Origin of the sequence: Bradyrhizobium sp. Ai1a-2 (assembly GCF_000426245.1) — a bacterium.
GTDB lineage: Bacteria > Pseudomonadota > Alphaproteobacteria > Rhizobiales > Xanthobacteraceae > Bradyrhizobium.
The window spans coordinates 1-15489 of sequence record NZ_AUEZ01000006.1 but is presented as its reverse complement, the minus strand read 5'-3'; the positions used below and the strand labels follow the sequence as shown (position 1 = coordinate 15489).

At 62.6% G+C, this 15489-nt stretch carries 12 protein-coding genes and 1 tRNA gene; 8 read left to right on the top strand and 5 right to left on the bottom strand.

Going from position 1 to position 15489, the window contains the following annotated elements; genetic code table 11:
- Positions 1-14 precede the first annotated feature (14 nt).
- The gene (locus K288_RS0106330; RefSeq protein WP_027578764.1) at positions 15-2756 is read right to left on the bottom strand and encodes a hybrid sensor histidine kinase/response regulator; all 2742 of its coding nucleotides are present in this window, start codon (positions 2754-2756) and stop codon (positions 15-17) included.
- A gap of 291 nt (positions 2757-3047) precedes the next feature.
- Entirely contained in the window at positions 3048-3692 is a 645-nt protein-coding gene (locus K288_RS0106325) for a histidine phosphotransferase family protein (protein ID WP_027578763.1), read from the bottom strand.
- Positions 3693-3927: 235 nt separating this feature from the next.
- Between K288_RS0106325 and cysQ the strand changes: the two genes are divergently transcribed.
- The gene (gene cysQ, locus K288_RS0106315; RefSeq protein ID WP_027578762.1) at positions 3928-4752 is read left to right on the top strand and encodes a 3'(2'),5'-bisphosphate nucleotidase CysQ; all 825 of its coding nucleotides are present in this window, start codon (positions 3928-3930) and stop codon (positions 4750-4752) included.
- 123 nt (positions 4753-4875) lie between these two features.
- Here cysQ and K288_RS0106310 read toward each other — a convergent pair whose 3' ends face one another.
- A complete protein-coding gene (locus K288_RS0106310) occupies positions 4876-5400 on the bottom strand; it encodes a YHS domain-containing (seleno)protein (RefSeq protein ID WP_201449645.1) in 525 nt (174 codons plus the stop codon).
- A 92-nt stretch (positions 5401-5492) separates the two neighbouring features.
- On the opposite strand from K288_RS0106310, the gene K288_RS0106305 reads away from it, so the two are divergent.
- The 3 genes from K288_RS0106305 (at position 5493) to K288_RS0106295 (ending at position 7621) form a co-directional block, all read left to right on the top strand.
- On the top strand, positions 5493-6098 hold the full coding sequence (locus K288_RS0106305) for a DUF1134 domain-containing protein (RefSeq protein WP_027578760.1): 606 nt from the start codon (positions 5493-5495) through the stop codon (positions 6096-6098).
- A 116-nt stretch (positions 6099-6214) separates the two neighbouring features.
- A complete protein-coding gene (locus K288_RS0106300) occupies positions 6215-7417 on the top strand; it encodes a hypothetical protein (protein WP_027578759.1) in 1203 nt (400 codons plus the stop codon).
- Between the two features lie 129 nt (positions 7418-7546).
- Positions 7547-7621: transfer RNA gene (locus tag K288_RS0106295), tRNA-Val, on the top strand.
- Between the two features lie 169 nt (positions 7622-7790).
- Here the strand turns inward: K288_RS0106295 and K288_RS0106285 are convergent.
- The gene (locus K288_RS0106285) at positions 7791-9722 is read right to left on the bottom strand and encodes a GMC family oxidoreductase (RefSeq protein WP_027578758.1); all 1932 of its coding nucleotides are present in this window, start codon (positions 9720-9722) and stop codon (positions 7791-7793) included.
- 680 nt (positions 9723-10402) lie between these two features.
- Here K288_RS0106285 and K288_RS0106280 point away from each other — a divergent pair.
- Together K288_RS0106280 and K288_RS44870 are read left to right on the top strand one after the other, a co-directional pair.
- On the top strand, positions 10403-10618 hold the full coding sequence (locus K288_RS0106280) for a hypothetical protein (protein WP_027578757.1): 216 nt from the start codon (positions 10403-10405) through the stop codon (positions 10616-10618).
- Between the two features lie 129 nt (positions 10619-10747).
- On the top strand, positions 10748-11836 hold the full coding sequence (locus K288_RS44870; protein ID WP_244443079.1) for an HWE histidine kinase domain-containing protein: 1089 nt from the start codon (positions 10748-10750) through the stop codon (positions 11834-11836).
- Between the two features lie 13 nt (positions 11837-11849).
- On the opposite strand, the gene K288_RS0106270 is transcribed toward K288_RS44870, so the two are convergent.
- Positions 11850-13397 carry an acetolactate synthase large subunit gene (locus K288_RS0106270; RefSeq protein WP_027578756.1) on the bottom strand — a complete coding sequence of 516 codons (1548 nt, stop codon included), beginning with the start codon at positions 13395-13397 and terminating at the stop codon, positions 11850-11852.
- A 230-nt stretch (positions 13398-13627) separates the two neighbouring features.
- Here K288_RS0106270 and K288_RS0106265 point away from each other — a divergent pair, with 230 nt between their 5' ends.
- Both K288_RS0106265 and K288_RS0106260 read left to right on the top strand, forming a co-directional pair.
- Positions 13628-14200 (top strand): L,D-transpeptidase, encoded by a 573-nt coding sequence (locus tag K288_RS0106265; protein WP_027578755.1) that lies wholly within the window; start codon positions 13628-13630, stop codon positions 14198-14200.
- Positions 14201-14286: 86 nt separating this feature from the next.
- The gene (locus K288_RS0106260) at positions 14287-15096 is read left to right on the top strand and encodes a DUF2927 domain-containing protein (RefSeq protein WP_027578754.1); all 810 of its coding nucleotides are present in this window, start codon (positions 14287-14289) and stop codon (positions 15094-15096) included.
- Positions 15097-15489: the final 393 nt, after the last annotated feature.

Genomic DNA, 15489 nt, shown 5'->3' with positions numbered 1-15489 from the left:
CCGGCTCAACCTGCTCATGCCGCTTTCTTGATCTCGGCGGTCTGTTCCTTCAGCGCCGCGATCAGGCCGGGACGGTCGAATTTGGCGACGTAATCATGGAAGCCGGCTTGCCGACCGCGCTCGATCGCGGCCGGCGAGACCATCGCCGACAGCGCGATGATCGGAACGCTGCTGAGGTGTTGATCGGAGCGGATGCTCTCGGCGAACTCGAAGCCGTTCATCTCGGGCATCTCGATGTCGGTCAGCACCACGTCGAACGCCTGCCCCGAACGCAGCACTGCGAGCCCTTCCTGCGCATTCGGCGCAGTACGCACCTTGTAGCCGGCAGCCTTCAGGACGGGAGCCAGCATGTTGCGGAAGAACGCGCTGTCGTCGACCAGAAGCACCGATTGCGCGTTGGAGGACGGCCGCATCTCCTTGCGGCTGAACCAGTCGGCGAAGGCCATCGGCAGGAAGTGGCCGACGTCGATCACTTCGGTCGCCTGCCCCTTGATCACGGCCGAACCGAGAATGCCATCCTGCGAGCCCGTGACCTCGATGTGGAGCCGCTCCTCCACGATGTCGATGATCTCGTCCACCACAAGTCCCATCGAGCGGCCATCATCGGCGAACACCAGGATCGGCTGCGAGCCGGAGGTCTGCACACTGACATCGGCCATCTGTACCAGCGGCATCAATTGATCGCGGTACTGCACCATGTAGCGGCCGTTGGAGAGCTCGATCTTGTCGGTGGCGATCTCCTCGAGGCGCGTGACGAGGCCGAGCGGCACCGCCTTGGGCTGGCTGGTGCCGGCGCGGAACACCAGCAGCGAGGTGAGCTGCTCGCCGCTGACATGCGCCGCGGCATTGTCGTCCGCCATCTCATGGGCCGACGAGCCGGCAGCACCGAGCGCCTTGGCGATGCCGTTGGGATCGATGATCATGATCACGGCGCCATCGCCCAGGATGGTATTGCCGGAGAACATTTCGATGTGACGCAGCTTGGTCGACATCGGCTTGACCACGATTTCCTCGGTGTGGAACACGCCGTCGACCACGATGCCGAAAGTCTGGCTGCCGACCTGCGTCACCACGATGAAGCCGTTCTCGGGATCGCTGGAGGATCCGTCGTCGATCTTGAGCAGCTTCTTCAGGTGCATCAGCGGCAGCAGCTTGTTGCGCAGACGCAGCACGGCAGTGTCCTTGATGCGCTCGATGCGGTGCTCGGAATTGGCCCGTGCGCGGACCAGTTCAACAACCGAAAGCTGGGGGATCGCAAAGCGGTCGCCGGCTGCTTCCACGATCAGCGCAGACACGATCGCGAGCGTCAGCGGGATCTTGATGGTGACGGAACAGCCCTCGCCCGCGACCGACTTGATGTCGATGGTTCCACCGATCTGGTCGATATTGGTGCGCACCACATCCATGCCGACGCCACGGCCGGAAACCGACGTAACCTGTGCAGCGGTCGAGAAGCCCGGCGCGAAGATGAATTTGTGGATCTGCGCTTCCGTCATCTTCTCCAGCTCAGCCTCGGTGACGAGACCGTTGGCCAGAGCTTTCGCCTTGATCCGCTCGGTGTTGAGGCCGCGGCCGTTGTCGGCGATGCAGATGATGATGTGGCCGCCTTCATGATAGGCGGAGAGACGGATCGTGCCCTGTTCCGGCTTGCCGGCCGCCGCGCGCTCGGTCGTGGTCTCCAGACCATGGTCGGCGGAGTTGCGCACCATGTGCGTCAGGGGATCCTTGATCAGGTCGAGCACCTGGCGATCGAGCTCGGTGTCGGCGCCGTGCATCTCCAGTTCGATCTGCTTGCCGAGTTCGCCCGAGAGGTCGCGCACGATGCGCGGCAGCTTCTGCCAGGCGTTGCCGATCGGCTGCATGCGCGTCTTCATGACGCCTTCCTGCAGCTCAGCGGTGACGTTGGAAAGGCGCTGCAATGGCACCTTGAACTCGGTGTCCTCGTTGCGGCGGGAAATCTCCAGCAACTGGTTGCGCGTCAGCACCAGCTCGGAGACCATGGTCATCAGGTGCTCAAGCGTATCCACGTTGACGCGGATCGACTGGTTCGCGACCTTGTCGGACTCGTGCATGTCGCCTTCGGCGGCGGCCGTCTTCCGCGGCGGCTTCTTCTCCTTGGCAACCTCTGCGGCCGGCTCATGCGCAGCGGGCTTGGCCGCAGGCGCGGCGGTAGGTGCGGGCGGCGACACTTCGGTGGCGGTTTCGCGGAATGCGCGCTCGAGCTCATCGAGCGAGACTTCACCGGGACGCAGCGGACGTTCGAGCGTCTGCACCACCAGCGTGCCTTCCGCCACCGCGGGCTGCAGCGGCGGCGCGGCCACGACAGGCTCCGCCGTCTCTGCAGCCGGTTCGGCGCCGGCATCCGCAGCCATCGATTCGAAACTGCGCTCGGCCATCTCGTGCAGCTTGACGATGAGGTCTTCGTCCGATCCTTCCGGCTCGGCCTCGGTCGCTTCCAGTCCTGCGAGGATCTCCTTGATGCGGTCGATGCTCGACAGGATCAGCGTCACCGCTTCCGCCGTGACCGGCATGCCGTCGCGGAATTTGCCCATCAAGGTCTCGCCGGCATGCGCCAGCGATTCCAGTCGCGGCAGGCCCAGGAAGCCGCAGGTACCCTTGATGGTGTGGACCAGGCGAAAAATGTTATCGAGAATCTTCGCGTTGTTCGGCTCTTGCTCGAACTTCACCAACTGATTGTCGACCGTGTCCAGGCTCTCGCTGGTCTCGGTCAGAAACTCCCGCATCAAATCGTCCATGAACCCTGGCCTTCGTACGCAGCGGCGCGCGACATCGACGCGCCTTACGGAAACTGGGCCAGCTTCCATGCAAAGCGTTTAAGTTTGGTTGAGTATGTGGAAAAGAACGGGATCAACAAAGAGATAAGAAGAAAAGATCGAAATCAACGCCAAGTTGCGAACAATTGGTTAACGCTGTGGCTGCCGTCGCTGCAAACGACGCGCTCGCATCGCGTCTCGGATCATGCTGTGCGTTGTCGATCGAGCATGACCTCTTGCACGCCTGCGCGCCGGGAGTTCATGCAGCCATCGTCAGGACGCGCTTACCACTACCGTCTCACCCTCCGGGGCAAGCTTGACGGTCAATCCGCAGGCCTCCGCCAACAGCCTGGTGTAATAGGGCTGCACGGCATGGGCATCGACTGCGGCAGTCGTGCTGCCCAGCATGTCGACGATGTTCTGCGGGACGCGGGCATTCAGTCCGGCCGCGGCAATGCGAAAGCTCATCGTCTCGCCTTCGCCGACCGGATCGATCGTCAGCGTGCCGCCGCGCGGAATCGTCTGCTGCGCGATCAGCAGCATGTTCAGCAGCAGCTTGACGCGGTTCTTGGGCAAGAGCAGCCGCGGCAGATTCCAGGTCAGCGTCACCTTGCCGTCTTCGATGTGCCCCTTCGCCATGGCCTGGGCGTCGCCGAGATCGATCTGCGCGCCCGACGACCCGGCTGCACCGAAGGCAAGCCGGCAGAACTGCAGACGGGCAGACGCGGTCTTGGCGCTCTTGCGGATCAGGTCGAGCGCGAAGTCGCGATCCTCGGGTTTCGGATTGTCGTCGAGGACCTCAAGGCCATTGACGATCGCGCCGACAGGACTGATGAGATCGTGGCAGACGCGCGAGCACAACAGCGCCGCCAGTTCGAGGGCATCGGGAGCAGGACCGGGAGACGAAGTGCCAGACATGAAGTGTTCCTGGAATGCCGCGACACGCGCGGACGAGAGCGAATCACGCACGCTTTTGGGTTTGATACACTGCGGAAGCGCATGCTGCCAGCTTGCGGCGGAAGTGATATGGGAACACCAGATCATGATCCGATTGGACCGAATCGGATCATGATCTCATCGCTCTGTTTGAGCATGATCTTTCGGAACTGGTTTCCACTTTTCCGGATCATGCGCCAGCCTGTGAGAACCGCTTATGAATGAGGCATGCCCGCCCCTGATCGACGGCGATGCCGCGGCCGCGCTGATCGAACCGTTGACGGAGCTGGTGATGCGGGCCGGCGAGGCCGTCCTCGCGGTCAATCGCAGCGCCATGAAGATTGAGGGCAAGAGCGACGGCTCGCCCGTGACCGAGGCCGATCTCGCAGCCGACCGCATCATTGCCGAGGGCTTGGCGCGGCTTGCGCCGAACGTGCCGTCGCTCTCCGAGGAGCGCACACGTCTGGCCTCGCCGCCCTACAGGGACAGCTTCTTCCTGGTCGACCCGCTCGACGGCACCAAGGAATTCGTCGCCGGCCGCAACGAGTTCACGGTCAACCTTGCCCTGGTGAGCGAAGGGACACCGCTGCTCGGCATTGTCGGTGCGCCGGCCCTGGGCGTGATCTGGCGCGGCATTGTCGGCCGCGGCGCCGAGCGGCTGATCGTTCGCGATGGCGCGCCACCAGTTGTCGAAGCGATTCGTACCCGCCCCCACCCGCCGCGCGAAAAACCCTGGACGGTAGCGGTCAGCCGCTCCCATGGCGATGCGCGCACGGAAGCCTTTATCGCCGAGCGAAGCGGCGCGGTGCGGGCCGAACTCGGCTCCGCGGTGAAGTTCGGACGGGTGGCCGAAGGCAAGGTCGACGTCTATCCACGCCTTGCGCCGACCTGCGAATGGGACGTTGCGGCCGGCCATGCCGTGGTCACCGCCGCCGGCGGCAAGATCACGGATTCCCGGGGGGCGGCGCTGCGCTTCGGCCTGCGCAACGATTTCATCGTGCCGGAATTCATTGCCTGGGGCGATCCCGCTGCGGCGCCCTAGAGCATTTTTCGGTTCTGATTGAATCAGAACCGAAGCTCTAGATTCTTGTTTTGACGCGTTTTCTTCACGCGAACCGGTGTCCACTTCGCTCGAAAACGCTCAGGGGTCGTCGCGTCGACGGCGCTACTGCGCCAGCGTGCGCTCGAGCTCCGGCCAACGGGCGGTAGCGTCTTTCAGGAAGCGTCCGGGATCGACGATAAAGGCGTCCCGATTGTCCTCCCGGCCGAACAGATAGAGCCGCTGCCCGGCCACCGCCCAGAATCGTGGATTGCCGGCAAAAGTGACGCCGCGACCGAGATCGACCGGGTCGTAGCCACCGAATTGCGGACCGTAGATTTCCGGATGGGCGACAAAGGAGGCGCGGTTGCCTTCATTGCGGAAGCGCCAGACCGCGCCGGCCTGCGAGACCTCAAAGTCCGGCAAGCCCTCAAGGGCGGCTCCGTCGGTGAAATAGGCCACCGGGTCGAATCCCTCGATGGCGAGGCCGGAATAGTGATTGACGACCACCCGCTCGGTCGTCGCGGCCCGGACTGCCGAATCAAGGCCACTCAAAGCTAAAAGGAAGACGACGAAAGCGAAAAAGGCTATTCCGGGGCGTCGGCGGCATATTTCCTGCCGTTGTACCGTCATAGTTGCTATCGATAACATTCGAGTCGAGGGGACACTGGGCGCAAGCTAGAGCCGACCTTGTTGGCGTCAGGTTAAGGCCGCGACCAGAATTTCGATCGCAGGGGTTCTTTATGAGTTTCGCATCACGCTTCGCCGCGGCAGCGCTCGCTGCGCTGATGTGCTGGATCGCGCCGGTTGCCGCCCAGCAGGCCCCGCCGCCGCAATACCCGCCGCCGCAGCGCGAGCCCGGTCCGAGCACTTATGGGCCGGACGAACTTGTTGCCGCCGGCCACAAATTCTTCGGTAACGTCTCGCGCGGGCTTGCCTCCGTCATCGAACGCGCGGTCAGCCAATGGGGCCTGCCCAACGGCTATGTGCTGGGCGAAGAAGGCTCCGGCGCTTTCGTCGCCGGCCTGCGCTACGGCGAGGGCACGCTCTACACCAAGAATGCCGGCGACCTGCGGGTCTATTGGCAGGGGCCCTCGGTCGGCTTCGACTGGGGCGGCGATGGCGCCCGCACCATGACGCTGGTCTACAACCTGCCCTCCACGCAGGCGATCTACCAGCGCTTCGTCGGCATCGACGGCTCGGCCTATATCGTCGGCGGATTTGGTATGACCGCACTGACGGCCAACAATATCGTGCTGGTGCCGATCCGTTCCGGTATCGGGCTCAGGCTCGGCGCCAATGTCGGCTACCTGAAATATACCCCACGCGCGACCTGGAACCCTTTCTGACGCCGCCGTTAACGCCTTAACGTGAATTCCTGACTGCGGACAGGCATTTGGCTGGCCTTCCGCCGGCCGCCCGTGGCATTGTGATTAACGATTTATTATCGCGGGAGTAACCTTTCATGGTCGAACCGATCATGTATCTGGCGATCGGTTTTCTGGTCTCGATGCTGTGCGGTCTGATGATCGTGCCGCTGGTGCATAACCGGGCGGTGCGGCTGACCACCCGGCGGATTGAGGCCGCAACCCCGCTATCGATGGCTGAGATCCAGGCGGACAAGGACCAGTTGCGCGCGGAATTCGCGATGTCCGCGCGGCGGCTGGAGATGAGCGTCGAGCAGCTCAAGAGCAAGACCACGAGCCAGTTGGCCGAACTCGGCAAGAAGACCGACGCGATCAACCGCATGAAGATCGAGCTCGGCGAGAAGAACGCCGCGATCTTCGCCCTCGAGGCGCGCGAAAAGGCGATGAAGGATCGGGCCGGCGTCACCGAAGAGGAGTTCGCCGCCAAGACCGAGCAGTTGCGCGCTGCCGAGCGGGCGCTGACGGACAAGCAGAACGAGCTCGGCAAGATCAATGCCGACCTGAACGACCGCTCGATGGCGGCGGACAGCCGCCAGATCGAGCTGATCTCCGTCCGCACCCAGATCGAGGAATTGAAGGACCGGGTCAGCGACGCCGAAAGGGATTTCGCCGCCACCCAGGCCCGCTTGGCGCAGGAACGCAGCGCATCCGAAACCGCGACCCGCGAGCTCGCGGAGGCGCGGAGCCAGGTCGAGAATCTGAGCAAGCTGCTGGCCGAGCGGGAATCCGAGAACAATCAGCTCCGGCAGGCCAATGAGGCCGCCGAGGGCGCCGTGAAGGAACTGCGCGACGAGATCGCGGCGATGAACGGCGGCAAATCGCCCGCCCTCGAAAAGCTCAAGAGCGAGAAGGCGACGCTGGAAGAACAGCTGCGCATCGCCCGCGACGAACGGGCGAAGCTGCAGCGCGACATCAATGCGATCCAGCAGCAGGCGGAGAGCTCCTGGGCGACCGAGCGGATGGAGAACGCGCTGCTGCGCGAGCGCATCAACGACATTGCCGCTGAGGTAGCGAAGCTCGCGATCCAGCTCGAAGGGCCGAATTCGCCGATCGAGGCCATGCTGGCCGCAGAGCCTGCCGTACCGGCCAAAGGGGAAGCGAAGGCGGGATCGAAAGCCGGCAATGGCGCCGCGAACGGCGTTCCCGCCGCCAGCGGCCTGCCCGAAGGCGGTGGAACGCTCGCCGAACGCATCCGGGCGCTGCAATCCCACGCTTCCCGCGCCCGCCAGCAGGGGGCATAAGGCTCTTTGGCGCTTTACAGGGTCGGCTTTGGCTTGACACCCCGCCCCCACCCTTCGTAAATCGCGGCTCCGGCCGCAAGGCCATTTCCGGTCGGATCCATTTCCGGCTTCCGACCGCGCCAAGATCCCGGACGCATAGCTCAGCGGGAGAGCGTTCCCTTCACACGGGAGAGGTCCAAGGTTCGATCCCTTGTGCGTCCACCATTTAAGCTCTTTGGTTTATGGGGTTTTTTCTTGTTCTGCGACCGAATCCCATCAGGCCGTTACAAGCAGAACAATGCCCAAACATGGCACCAGCGGCAGACTGCTGGATGATGGGAGCCGTGAGCGCAAGTTACTGGCGTTCTCGCGGCTCATCATGTTGCAGTGCTAATTAGTCCGCTGCGCTATTGTGGCGATGACCGCCACGAGCGTCCGCCAAGATTACATCGCTGGCCTTCTCGCTGATCATCAAGATAGGAACCATTGGAAAGTAGCCTGGGATTCGCGGAAACACCGAAAAGTCCACTACCCGCAGATTCTGAGTTCCGAAGACTTTGAATTCGCTATCGACCACTGCCATAGCGTCCGACTTTGGACCCATCCGATTGCTGCAGCAGGCGTGGTGCCCCCATGCTTCGTTCTTCACGAAGGTGCGAAGGTCTTCATCGCTTTTGACTGCCGGGCCGGGTATCACCTCCGAAGAAGCAATATTCGAGATCCGTTTGTTCATCTGCCGGATCGTTCGAACGCCGTCGATCACCGCGTCAAGGTCTTCCCCGGCATGGTCGGTGCCTTCCTGGAAGTAATGAAAGTTGATTGCTGGCACGTCGCGCGGGTCGTTTGATCGGAGCAAAACAGTGCCTGCCCGATTTTTGGTATGCGCCTTGAGCACCGCCCAGCCGAATTGCGTGGGATTAAATACTTTCTCCCAGCCAGGAAAGAAACCCCTGAATGGTCCAGACGTGAGGTTGATGAACAGATCGCGATCCACTCGGGAACGATCCGATTTGCGCACGACGCTAACGGCCACCGTTGTTGTGTAGACCCCCTGCCCCTGCTTCCAATCTAAAAGGCATGGGTCCGTCGGAGAGCCAGCTACGCACTTCTCGAACAAGGTTGTCGGACTCTTCAACTCTGTCACGACCGAAACTTCGTAGCGGTCCATCATTCCCGTTCCGACCCCGGGCAGGTCAACGCGCGTCTTGATACCGAATTTTGACAGCTCGTCTCTCGGACCGATCCCTGAGAGCTTCAGAATTTGCGGACTGTTGAACGTGCCTCCCGAAATAATTACTTCTCGCAGGGCTCGAATTTGCTGTCTCGGCGGCGGCGCCGTTGGCTTCGTCAGAGGAGAGGCACGATAAAGACTCGGACCCTGCATGTATTCGACGCCGGTCGCCGTGTTTCGGTCATCCAGAAGGACGCGCGTCACGAGGCAATCCGTCATGATCTTCAGAAACGACGGATACGCCTTTGCCGTCTCCATAACACGTTGACGGACGCCAAATCTCACTCCATCTCGTGAGTAAAGCGGATTGGCGTATAAGCCTTCCTTATTGGCCTTCGTCACTCTGTAATCATTCGGGTCCAGCTTGTTTGCCAGATATCTATCAAGGTCTCCCGGTTGGCCAGCCACGTCGACCGCGGACGCCAGGACTTGCCTCATCTGGGGATCGTTGTAAAAAATTCTGGGATCTGGCATTTCGATCGGCTGCCAGCCTAGAAATCCGTGCCGCGCTGCCTTGTCCGCCGGGTTCGCGTAACGGTTTTGCTCCAGACGCTGAAAGTAGTTGCGCATCCGATCAGGAGCCCAGCTCTGGTCGCCGGTCAGCTCGACGATGTGCTCCCAGTCAGAGTCACTCGGATATTGCATGATCTCGCCCGTATGAACCGAGCAGCCACCGATCGTACTTGATCGCGGGTACAGAATCCCGTCCCTATCGGCAACGTATTTACTGTCGTTCTTTTGCTGTGCTTCATCGGAGTAATGTCGGACGAAAAATTCCCACGCAACGCGGGGGTCTGCTGAAACCAAACCGCCGTTCGCGGGTATTGCGATGTTGGTTTCAAGATCGGCATCCGTGGCCGCTCCACCCGCTTCGATGAGGCAGACTGTATATCCGGCTTGCGCCAGATTGCAGGCTAACGGACCACCACCAGGACCTGATCCAACCACGATGTAGTCGAATGCCCTTGACTCGGTCTCAGCCATGGAAGGCGCGCCGGAGACGAGTGCGGCCGCACCCGCGGCGGCCGATCCTTTCAAGATATCCCGTCGGGAGATCGCTTCTCTCGACGGTTGATCTACGCTTTCGACTGTCATGCTTGTCATCCCTGAATGCGTGGTTGGGTTGAGTACATTCAAAAGGAACGCAAAATGTCGTCGGCTGAGCGCTTTGATTCAAAGGGAGGGAAGTGTGATTCAAAGGAGGGAAGATCATCTACGGGGGGAAGATCATCTTCGCTTGTTACCGTATGATTTCGCTCTTGTTGCGCACGCTACTTCTGGAGCGAAGCTGAGCCGAGCCGCGAGTTCAGTCTCGAGCCGGACTCGCCTCTCCTCCATCTGCGGCCTCATGGCCGGGATGTGCTCGTCCCGCACTAGCGAGCCTCGGTGATCTCATCCGTGGACATCGCCCGCGCGATAGCGGTGCCGCTCCCGGACGTCAGATCGCGCTTGTCCACCCATCCTTGTACCAGGCCGGGAGCTCGTCCCAGTTCCTGAGGAGCTGCTGGCAGAGCTGGTCGTAGGCCTGATCATCGAGCCCGAGCCTGTCTCGACCTCATAGAGGTCGCAGCACCAGATGTGCCCAACGAACCAGCCCAGGGGTTGCAGACGCGAGAATGCCTGAGCGCGTCGGGCCCGCCCAGCATCACGCTCGATTGGATCGCGGCGCTGGTGCGGGAGTTCACGCGCCGATCACGGACAGCTGATCGCGGCGATGGAACCGGACGCATCGCGGTTCCGTTGAAAACCGGGGGCCAACTTGGGAGAACCATCCAATGCGCAAACTGATTATTGCCGCCACCGCTCTTGCTTTCATTTCGTCGGCCGCTTCAGCACAGACGTCCGACAAGGCCGGCGGCACTGCTGCCCCCGCGGCGCAGAGCGACAATGCGGGCAAGGATGATGCGTCGAAAATGGCGCCGAAGAAGAGCTCGAAGAAGGTCGCCAAGAAGTCGTCGAAGAAATCCGGCGAAGCCACGATGCATCAGTAAGACAGGATTCATGGGGATAAAGGCCGTCCTACGGGGCGGCCTTTTTTCGAGGTGCGCTCGCCCGTCCTTCCTTCGGATTTCCACTGAATTTGCAGGCCATTGTGCACACCGAGAGGAACATTTCCCTTGGTGTCGAATTACCGGCTGAAGACCTGTGGGCATGGACGCGTGATGCTGAACCTCTCTGACGATTCGGACGAAGCAGCGATCGAAAAGATCCTGGCGCATCACACCGCCATCAGCGCCGACGCCGACGAGACCGGCTCCCAGGAGCAGCAGTTTCGCGATGTGCTTCAGGCGCTGCCCGCCGCGATCTACACGACGGATGCGGAAGGCCGCGTCACCTTCTTCAACGAGGCCTGCATCGAGTTTGCCGGACATGTGCCGAAGATCGGCGACATGTGGTGCGTGAGCTGGAAGCTGTTCCACCCGGACGGCACGCCGCTTCCGCATGATGAGTGCCCGATGGCGGTCGCGCTTCGTGAGAACCGCCCGGTCCGCAACATGGAAGCAGTCGCCGAGCGGCCCGACGGCTCGCGCATCTGCTTTATGCCCTATCCCACACCATTGCGCGACGCTGACGGCCGGCTGATCGGCGCCGTCAACATGCTGGTCGATACCACCATGCGCAAGCAGGCCGAGGAGCGCATGATGCGGCTCGCCTGGGAGGTCGATCATCGCGCCAACAATCTGCTCGCCGTGATCCAGGCGATCCTGCGCCTGACCAAGGCCGATACCGCGGAGGAGTTCCAGGCGGCCTTCCAGGGGCGGCTCAGCACGCTCGCCAATGTGCAACGGCTGTTCTCGGTGTCGCGCTGGACCGGCGCCAACATCCGCGCGATCATCGAACAGGAGCTCAAGCCCTATGCGGTGCGCGACTCGAGGCGGGTCGCGATCGACGGCGGCGATTTGAGGCTGACCGCCACACTGGCGCAGGCGATCGCGGTCTCCGTGCATGAGCTCGCCACCAACGCCGCCAAATATGGCTCGCTCTCCAGCCCCGCGGGAAAGATCGCCGTCAGCTGGCGGACCGATAACGCCAACCTTTCCCTGCGCTGGCAGGAGAGCGGCGGTCCCAGGGTGGCCGAGCCCACCCGGACCGGATTTGGCGTCGGCGCCGTCGACGGGGTGGTCCGCACCTTGAGCGGAACCATCACCCGGCAGTGGAAGCCGGAAGGGCTGATCTGCGAATTCCGCTTCCCCGACATCGCGGCGTAAGCCGCAGGCCCCCTTACATCTGCACTTCGATCAGCCTCGGTCCCGGCTCGGCGATCGCTTCCGCGAGCGCCTTGTTGAACTCGTCGGCGGTCGTGACCGCGCGGCCCGGTACGCCCATGCCCTTGGCGAGCGAGACGAAGTTGATGGTCGGCCGGTCGATCTTCAGCATGTCCTGCGCCCGCTTGCCCGGCTCGCCGGCGCCGACGCCGTCGAACTCGCCGCGCAGGATCTGATAGATGCGGTTGGCGAACACGATGGTGACGACGTTGAGGTTCTCGCGCGCCTGCGTCCACAGCGCCTGGATCGTGTACATCGAAGAGCCGTCGCCGACCATGCAGATCACCTTGCGATCGGGAGCGGCCACCGCGGCGCCGGTTGCGACCGGCGGAGAGAAGCCGATCGAGCCGCCCATGTTCTGCAGCCAGTCATGCGGCGCGGCCGCCGCCGTCGGCGGGAAGAAGCCGCGGCCGGTGGTGATGGATTCATCGACCACGATGGCGTTCTCCGGAATCGCGCACGCGATCGCCTGCGCGATCGAAGCATGCGTCAGCGCACCGGTCGGCTTCGTAAGCTCGACGAGCTTCTGCGGCTTGACGTCCTGCGGCTTGGCCCCGAGCGCGCCGGCGAGCGCCTCCAGCGCCGCTACCGAATTCTCCCCACCCGAGGTCATGCGATGCACCTCGCAGCCCTCCGGCCTCAACAGGCTCGGCTTGTTCGGATAGGCGAAGAAGGCCACGGGATCGTTGGCCTCGACCAGCACGATGTTCTTGAAGTCCTTGAGGATCGGCAGCGCCTGCTCGATCACATAAGGGATGCGGTCGATCAGAAAGCGGCCCCTGCCGCGGGCCATCTTCGGATTGTAGGTCTGGCCCATCACCTTGCAGCCGGTCTTGCCGGCGATCTGCTGCGCCAGCGCCAGCCCGTGCTCGGTCAGGGCGCTGCCGGTGAGCAGCAGCAGATTCTGCGTGCCACCTTCGCGCAGCACCTTGGCTGCCGCTTCCACCGCCTGCGCCGAATAGTTCGGCCGCTGGCTTTCGGCGGGGACCTGCGCGATGCCGTCGGCCTCGTTCCAGGCAGTGTCCGCCGGCAGGATCAGGGTCGCGATCTGCGGCGGCGTGCTCTTGGCGGCGGCAATCGCGGCAGCGCCGTCGGCGGAAACCGACTTGGCGTCCGGCGAGGTCCTGACCCAGGCCGACATCGGACGCGCCAGGCCCTCGATGTCCGAAGTCAGCGGCGCGTTATAGGCGATGTGGTAGGTCGCGTGCTGGCCGACGATGTTGACGATGCCGGAATTGGCCTTCTTGGCGTTGTGCAAATTGGCAAGGCCGTTGGCGAGGCCCGGGCCGAGATGCAGCAGTGTCGAAGCGGGTGTTTCCTTGATACGGAAATAACCGTCGGCCGCTCCCGTCACCACGCCCTCGAACAGGCCGAGCACGCAACGCATGCCCTCGACCCTGTCCAGCGCGGCAACGAAATGCATCTCCGAAGTGCCGGGATTGGTGAAGCAGACGTCGACGCCGCCCGCGACCAATGTCCGCACCAGACTTTCCGCACCATTCATATCTCGCTCCCGCACTCTCGTGACGTTGTGTTGGCCCCGGCTCGGCCCAGATCAACCATTGTTCACCCGTTTCGTCAAAGGTTTAGCCGAACATTGCTGCCATCGTTTGAAGTGTGTTGCCTTTTTTAACCGCGGTGTCCGATAATGCGTTGCTCACGGTCGCGTGGGTTGCGAATTCGCAGGAGTTGTGGCCTCACTTTGATGAGGCTGGAAATAACGCGAGGAAAGCAATGACACGGGGCAGGGTTTTGCTGGCTGCGGCGCTCTTGATGCTGGGAGGCGCCGGTCAGGCGCAGGCCCAATTCTTCGACACCCGCGATATCATGGGCGGCGGCCTGAACTTCTTCGGCACGAGCTCGAGCCCGATCCAACGGGCGACCGTGATGTACCCGACCAATTATGCGCCGGGCACCATCATCATCAGCACCGGCGAGCGGCGGCTGTATCTGGTGCTCCGCGACGGCCAGGCGCTGCGTTATGGTATCGGAGTCGGCCGCGACGGCTTCCGCTGGAGCGGAACCCATCGCATCACCGCCAAGAAGGAATGGCCGAGCTGGACGCCGCCGTCGCAGATGCTGCGGCGCCGCCCCGACCTGCCGCGCCACATGGTCGGCGGCATCGAAAATCCGCTCGGCGCCCGCGCAATGTATCTCGGCTCGACGCTCTATCGCATCCACGGCTCGAACGAGCCGGAGACGATCGGACAGGCGGTGTCGTCGGGCTGCTTCCGCATGACCAACGAGGATGTGGTGGACCTCTATAACCGCGTCTCCGTCGGCACCACCGTCGTCGTCAGGAACTAGCACGGCGCGGGAACCGACGCTGCCATGCGCAAGCGCGTCCCTATGCTATCTTGCGTGCGCAGGGTGATTGCGGCAGCGTCATAGCGATGTGCCTGCTTCGCCGTATCCTGGCTATCCTCGTCCTCGCGATCGCTCCCGCAGCGATCACGCCCGGCTTCACCACGCCGCCGGCGTGGTCGGGCGAGAACCCATCGATCGCAGCGCGCCAGCGCAACGAGAAGAGAGCCTTCACCGACAGCGAGATTACCGAAGGCTTCATGAAGACGGCGTTCGGCGCCGAGTACCACCTCGCCGGCCGCGTCGACCGCATCCGCAAATATGACGGCCCGATCAGGGTGTTCGCCGACGGCACCCGTGCCGACCGCAAGGCGCAGCTCGCAAAGATCGTCGGAGACATCGCCGCCAAGATCCAGCATCTCGACATCGCCATGACGGAGACCAGCGAGGCCGCCAACGTAAGGGTGCGGCTGGTGCGCGACCGCGACCTCTATCGCACCATCACGACCTTCTACGGCAGCGAGCGGGCGAAGGAGATCCGCTCCTCGCTCGACCCGCAATGCCTGAGCGGCTTTCGCAAGAACGACAATTTCGAGATCGAGCATTCCGACGTGATCCTCACGGTCGACAACGGCGATTTCGTCTTCTTCGATTGCGCCTATGAGGAGCTGTTGCAGTCGCTCGGCCCGATCAACGACACTTCGAGCGTGCCCTGGACCATGTTCAACGACAACGTCTCGATGGGTTATTTCGACATCTACGACCAATACATCCTCAATCTGCTCTACGATCCTCGCATCAAGGCCGGCATGACCGTGCAGGAGGTCAAAGCCGTGCTGCCCGACGTCCTCGCCGACGTCCGCGCCTGGGTGAAGAAGGTGAACCATCTGCCGGAGTGAGGCGCGCTGAACCCGTAGGATGGGTAGAGCGCAGCGAAACCCATCGCGATGGAGCAAGCCGCGCGATGATGGGTTTCGCTGCGCTCTACCCATCCTACGTCTGATTCAAACAGCGGATATGAGTTTGTGTTCTCGCGGCATGGTTTGCCCGAGCTTTGCGTTTCGTTTCACCCTCTCATTGAACAGAGGGCGCAGGGAAAGCCGGGTGCTGGTTGCACCCGTGGGTCCCGTGCAACAAAAAGCACGGGGGTAGGACCACAGGTTCAACCGAAGCATTCCGGCTTTCCCTGCGCGATGGTGTTACGGCTTACTTCGTGCTCTCCCCGGTGACCGGGCTTTCTTGCCACCGTCACCCTTAGGGATGTTTCCATCCCCCAGGACTTAGCGCCAGCG

Bases quoted from the DNA above. Each gene is read 5' to 3' on its own strand.
- K288_RS0106330 (WP_027578764.1), bottom strand. From the start codon at position 2,756: ATGGACGATTTGATGCGGGAGTTTCTGACCGAGACCAGCGAGAGCCTG.
- K288_RS0106325 (WP_027578763.1), bottom strand. From the start codon at position 3,692: ATGTCTGGCACTTCGTCTCCCGGTCCTGCTCCCGATGCCCTCGAACTG.
- cysQ (WP_027578762.1), top strand. From the start codon at position 3,928: ATGAATGAGGCATGCCCGCCCCTGATCGACGGCGATGCCGCGGCCGCG.
- K288_RS0106310 (WP_201449645.1), bottom strand. From the start codon at position 5,400: ATGTTATCGATAGCAACTATGACGGTACAACGGCAGGAAATATGCCGC.
- K288_RS0106305 (WP_027578760.1), top strand. From the start codon at position 5,493: ATGAGTTTCGCATCACGCTTCGCCGCGGCAGCGCTCGCTGCGCTGATG.
- K288_RS0106300 (WP_027578759.1), top strand. From the start codon at position 6,215: ATGGTCGAACCGATCATGTATCTGGCGATCGGTTTTCTGGTCTCGATG.
- K288_RS0106285 (WP_027578758.1), bottom strand. From the start codon at position 9,722: ATGACAGTCGAAAGCGTAGATCAACCGTCGAGAGAAGCGATCTCCCGA.
- K288_RS0106280 (WP_027578757.1), top strand. From the start codon at position 10,403: ATGCGCAAACTGATTATTGCCGCCACCGCTCTTGCTTTCATTTCGTCG.
- K288_RS0106270 (WP_027578756.1), bottom strand. From the start codon at position 13,397: ATGAATGGTGCGGAAAGTCTGGTGCGGACATTGGTCGCGGGCGGCGTC.
- K288_RS0106265 (WP_027578755.1), top strand. From the start codon at position 13,628: ATGACACGGGGCAGGGTTTTGCTGGCTGCGGCGCTCTTGATGCTGGGA.
- K288_RS0106260 (WP_027578754.1), top strand. From the start codon at position 14,287: ATGTGCCTGCTTCGCCGTATCCTGGCTATCCTCGTCCTCGCGATCGCT.